A 4,147-nucleotide genomic window follows, 5' to 3' on the forward strand; every position below is an offset into this window, starting at 1 on the left:
ACTCAACTCTGCCGAGACCTGCTTTGAAGCGTCGCGTTCCTGGCGGACGATATCGAGGTCGCGTACGGCTGAATCTGCTCGTTCGCGTTCCAGTTCGAGTGCTTCTCCAGCTTGCTTTAGAGCGGTCTCGGCCACCGATCGGTCTTTTATGGCGTTGGTCTTCTCGACCGCGGCCACGTTTGCGTCTGTCTTAAGAGCGTCGATAGTTTGGCGAGCCGTGGTGAGTTCTTGTTCCAAGAGTTCAACCTTGCGCCTCTCCTCATCAAGCGCTCGCTTCGCAGCAAGCTGAGAGGCTGCCACAGAGGGGTGCGCTCCGGCGGCCCTTTCACGCTCTTGTTCCAGCGCCGCACTCAACTCTGCCGAGACCTGCTTTGAAGCATCGCGTTCCTGGCGGACGATATCGAGGTCGCGTACGGCTGAATCTGCTCGTTCGCGTTCCAGTTCGAGTGCTTCTCCAGCTTGCTTTAGAGCGGTCGCGGCCACCGATCGGTCCTTTATGGCGTTGGTCTTCTCGACCGCGGCGAGGTTTGCGCCTGTCTTAAGAGCGTCGATAGTTTGGCGAGCCGTGGTGAGTTCTTGTTGCAACAGTTCAACCTTGCGCCTCTCCTCATCAAGCGCTCGCTTCACAGCAAGCTGAGAGGCTTCCATGGAGGGGTGCGCTCCGGCTGCCTGCTCGCGGTCCCAGAGAATGGCTTCGGCCCTAAAGTCTTCGATAACGCGCTGCGCCGTCTCCAGGGCTTCGTCTATTTGCTGCTGCTCTTTCAGGGTTTGTGCTGCCTGCTTAGCCACCGTGGTTGCCAATGCGTGTGCCTGGGCGCTTGCGTCACGTACCGCGCGCTGCATAATTTCTAGCTCCGCTCGTGCTGCGGCCAGTTCGCGGCGTAAAGCCACTTCATGCTCGCCGGGCGGCGTTTGCACACCCTCCTTGAGTTGCGCGGCGCTGGCAATGCCGACTCCCGCGGCGACGATGACGCCAACCGCGACTGCACGAAATCTGGACGAGATCTTCATGATGAGAGACTCCTCAAGATCAACGGCTAGCTGGCGGGACAGGGCACTTGCCACGGTCCGGCTGGCAGACACCTTCGCGGTAGAGGTTCTCTGCGACGTAGCTGCCTTTCGCCCCTTCCCGCACAACCCAAGGTAGAATCACCGGGGCATCTGTGAAGACCGACTGCTGCCATCCGCGTGCCATCCGCGGTGTTCCCTATTTTCCCCCTCCGGACAGGATGATCACGTACACGCCTGCGAATGTCGCCCTTCATTGTGATGACGAGACGCGCCGATCCGCACGTGCTCTGGCGCAGAGGCCGGCGTGCAACGGGCCACACCCTTGAAGAAAGGAAAATAACGGCTTACCCACTGAGAACAGTGCCGAACAGTGGGGATTTGCCTGCGCGACAGCCAACTGAAACAGTTGCGGAACAGTTGGACATGCAGCTGAAGCCTCGGCGCCATCACCGCTGAGAACAGTGGAGGAACACTGGGAATTCAGCGGGCCTTGATGATGCCTTTCGCGCTGAAAACAACAGCTGGAGAGAATACCGTTTCGGCAACTGGCTTTCGGTAGGCATTCTTTTCCCGACCTAGGAGAGGCCAATTTGGCCGGGCACGAACCGCTGAAATGGGGACGGAAGTGGCGACGCCAAAATCTGCCGCGAAAAGCAATTGCTAGTTCAATCGGTTATGATATCCCGCTGGTGGAGCTGAGGAGGATCGAACTCCTGACCTCGTCATTGCGAACGACGCGCTCTCCCAGCTGAGCTACAGCCCCGTCCAGCGGATGGGCGCATTTATCGGGCGCGGCGGTTTCCTGTCAAGACGGCGTTTTGCCCAAAAGCCGGACGACCAGCCACCAGCCTGGCGTGCCGCGGAAGCTGGCTCTTGCCGCTTTCGCCTGCAATGGCTACATGTCGGCAACAATTGGAGACCGGCATGATAGCCCTCATTCAGACCATTGTCCTGGCGCTTGACATTTATTGGTGGATTATCATCGCTTCGGCGATTTTCTCTTGGCTCTACGCCTTCAACGTCGTCAACTCGCGCAACCAGTTCGTCGATAGCGTCAGCAACATGCTCTTCCGGCTGACCGAGCCGGCGCTGCGGCCGATCCGCCGCTTCTTGCCCGATCTCGGCGGCATCGACATTTCGCCGATCATCCTGCTTCTGATCCTGTTCTTCCTCCGGCAGTTCCTGCTCACCACGGTGGCGCCGCTGGTCGTTTGAGCTGGTCGTTCGATGACTGCGCCGTTTCGCCTGCGCGACGACGGCGTCGAAATGTTCGTTCGGCTGACGCCGAAAACAGCGATGGACCGGCTCGAAGGCATCGAGATCTCGGCGGACGGGCGAAGCCGTCTTAAGGCTCGCGTCCGCGCCCTACCGGAAAACGGCGCCGCCAATCAAGCGCTCGAACGGCTGGTCGCCAAGGCGCTGGGAGTGCCGCGATCGGCCGTCTCGGTCGTCGTCGGCGGCACGGCCCGGTTGAAGACGCTGCGCATTTCGGGCGATCCGGCGGCGCTGGCGAGAGGCATCGAGGCGCTCAGCAGCGCTTGAGGCGCCAGTCAAACGACGCTGCCAAGCAATCCTGGATAGATGGGCCAGTTCCGCGACACAGTTATGTTGACTTGTCGGGAGCCGATCGGCATCCGACCTGTCAAATCACTCTATCGCGGAGCTAGTCTCTACACCAACCCGCGCTTGGCCATCATCGCTTCGGGCGACGGCATCTTGCCGCGGAAGGCGGTGTAGAGCTCTTCCGGGTCCTTCGAGCCGCCGGCGGCATAGATGTTCTTCCTGAGCCGCTCGGCCAGCACCGGATTGAACGGGTCGCCGGTCTCCTCGAAGGCGGCGAAGGCGTCGGCGTCGAGCACCTCCGACCACATGTAGGAATAGTAGCCGGCCGAATAGCCGTCGCCGGCAAAAATGTGGCCGAAATGCGGGGTGCGGTGGCGCATGGCGATGGTGTCGGGCATGTTGAGCCTCTCGAGCGTTTCGGCTTCGAAACGAAGCGGCTCCTCCGGCGCATCCGGCCGCGCATGGTAGGCCATGTCGACCAGCGCCGAGGCGGTGAACTCGACCGTGGCGAAGCCGGCGCCGAAGGTGCGCGCCGCCAGCATCTTGTCGACCAGCGCCTTCGGCATCGGCTTGCCGCTCTTCACGTGCAGCGCATGCTTTTCCAGCACCGCCGGCACGGTCAGCCAGTGCTCGTAGAGTTGCGAGGGCAATTCGACGAAATCGCGGCTGACCGAGGTGCCCGAAACCGACGGCCAGGTGACGTCGGTCAGCATGCCGTGCAGGGCATGACCGAATTCGTGGAACAGGGTCTTGGCTTCGTCGACCGACAAAAGTGCTGCCTCGCCCTCCGGCGGCTTGGCGAAATTCATGATGTTGTAGATGACCGGCTTGGAGCCATGGCCGAGCTTATAGCCGGATTTCAGCGCGCTCATCCAGGCGCCGGAGCGTTTGGAGGGCCGCGCGAAATAGTCGGCAAGAAAGAGTCCGCGCTCGCTGCCGTCGGCATTCCTGACGACGAAAACGCGTGCGTCCGGATGCCAGGTGGCGATGCCTTTCTTCTCCTCGAAGGTGATGCCGAACAATCGTGTCGCCACGTCGAAACAGGCATCGATGATGCGGTCGAGTTGCAGATAAGGCTTCAGTTCGGCCTCGTCGAAGGCGAATTTCTCGGCGCGAAGCTTCTCCTGATAGAAGCGCCAGTCCCAGGCGGCGAATTTTTCGTTGCTGCCGGCCTCGGCCGCCAACCGCTGCAACTCCGCCTGGTCGCTTGCGGCCTTTTCCAAGGCTTTTTCCCAGACCGGGTCGAGTAGCATATGCACCGCCTCCGGCGCCTTTGCCATGGTATCGTCGAGCTTCAGCGCCGCGAAGGAAGCGTAGCCGAGCAGCTTCGCCTTTTCGGCGCGCAGGCGCAGCATGTCGCGCACCACGGCGGTGTTGTCGGTGGCGCCGCCATTCTGGCCACGCATGGTGAAGGCGCGGAAGGCGATCTCGCGCAAGTCGCGGCGCTCGGAGAAGGTCGAGAACGGCTCGTAGATCGAGCGCGACAGGGTGACCGCATAGCGGCCTTTCTGGCCGCGCATTTCGGCAGCCTCCGCCATCGCGCTTTTCAGGAATTCCGGCAGGCCGATAAGGT

At 61.4% G+C, this 4,147-nt stretch carries 3 protein-coding genes, 1 tRNA gene and 1 pseudogene; 2 read left to right on the plus strand and 3 right to left on the minus strand.

Annotation, left to right across the window (positions count from 1 at the left end):
* Together EOA86_RS24860 and EOA86_RS24865 are read right to left on the minus strand one after the other, a co-directional pair.
* A pseudogene (locus EOA86_RS24860) lies at positions 1 to 1,011 on the minus strand (hypothetical protein); the annotation flags it as partial.
* A gap of 687 nt (positions 1,012 to 1,698) precedes the next feature.
* Positions 1,699 to 1,774, minus strand: a tRNA-Ala gene (locus EOA86_RS24865).
* A 161-nt stretch (positions 1,775 to 1,935) separates the two neighbouring features.
* Here EOA86_RS24865 and EOA86_RS24870 point away from each other — a divergent pair.
* Entirely contained in the window at positions 1,936 to 2,226 is a 291-nt protein-coding gene (locus EOA86_RS24870; RefSeq protein WP_023800489.1) for a YggT family protein, read from the plus strand.
* A 12-nt stretch (positions 2,227 to 2,238) separates the two neighbouring features.
* Positions 2,239 to 2,553 carry a DUF167 family protein gene (locus tag EOA86_RS24875; RefSeq protein ID WP_128344092.1) on the plus strand — a complete coding sequence of 105 codons (315 nt, stop codon included), beginning with the start codon at positions 2,239 to 2,241 and terminating at the stop codon, positions 2,551 to 2,553.
* Between the two features lie 128 nt (positions 2,554 to 2,681).
* Here EOA86_RS24875 and EOA86_RS24880 read toward each other — a convergent pair.
* On the minus strand, positions 2,682 to 4,147 hold a 1,466-nt coding region (locus EOA86_RS24880; RefSeq protein ID WP_128344093.1), incomplete at its 5' end, for a M3 family metallopeptidase.

It is taken from the genome of Mesorhizobium sp. M5C.F.Ca.IN.020.32.2.1 (assembly GCF_004023105.1).
Lineage (GTDB): Bacteria > Pseudomonadota > Alphaproteobacteria > Rhizobiales > Rhizobiaceae > Mesorhizobium > Mesorhizobium wenxiniae.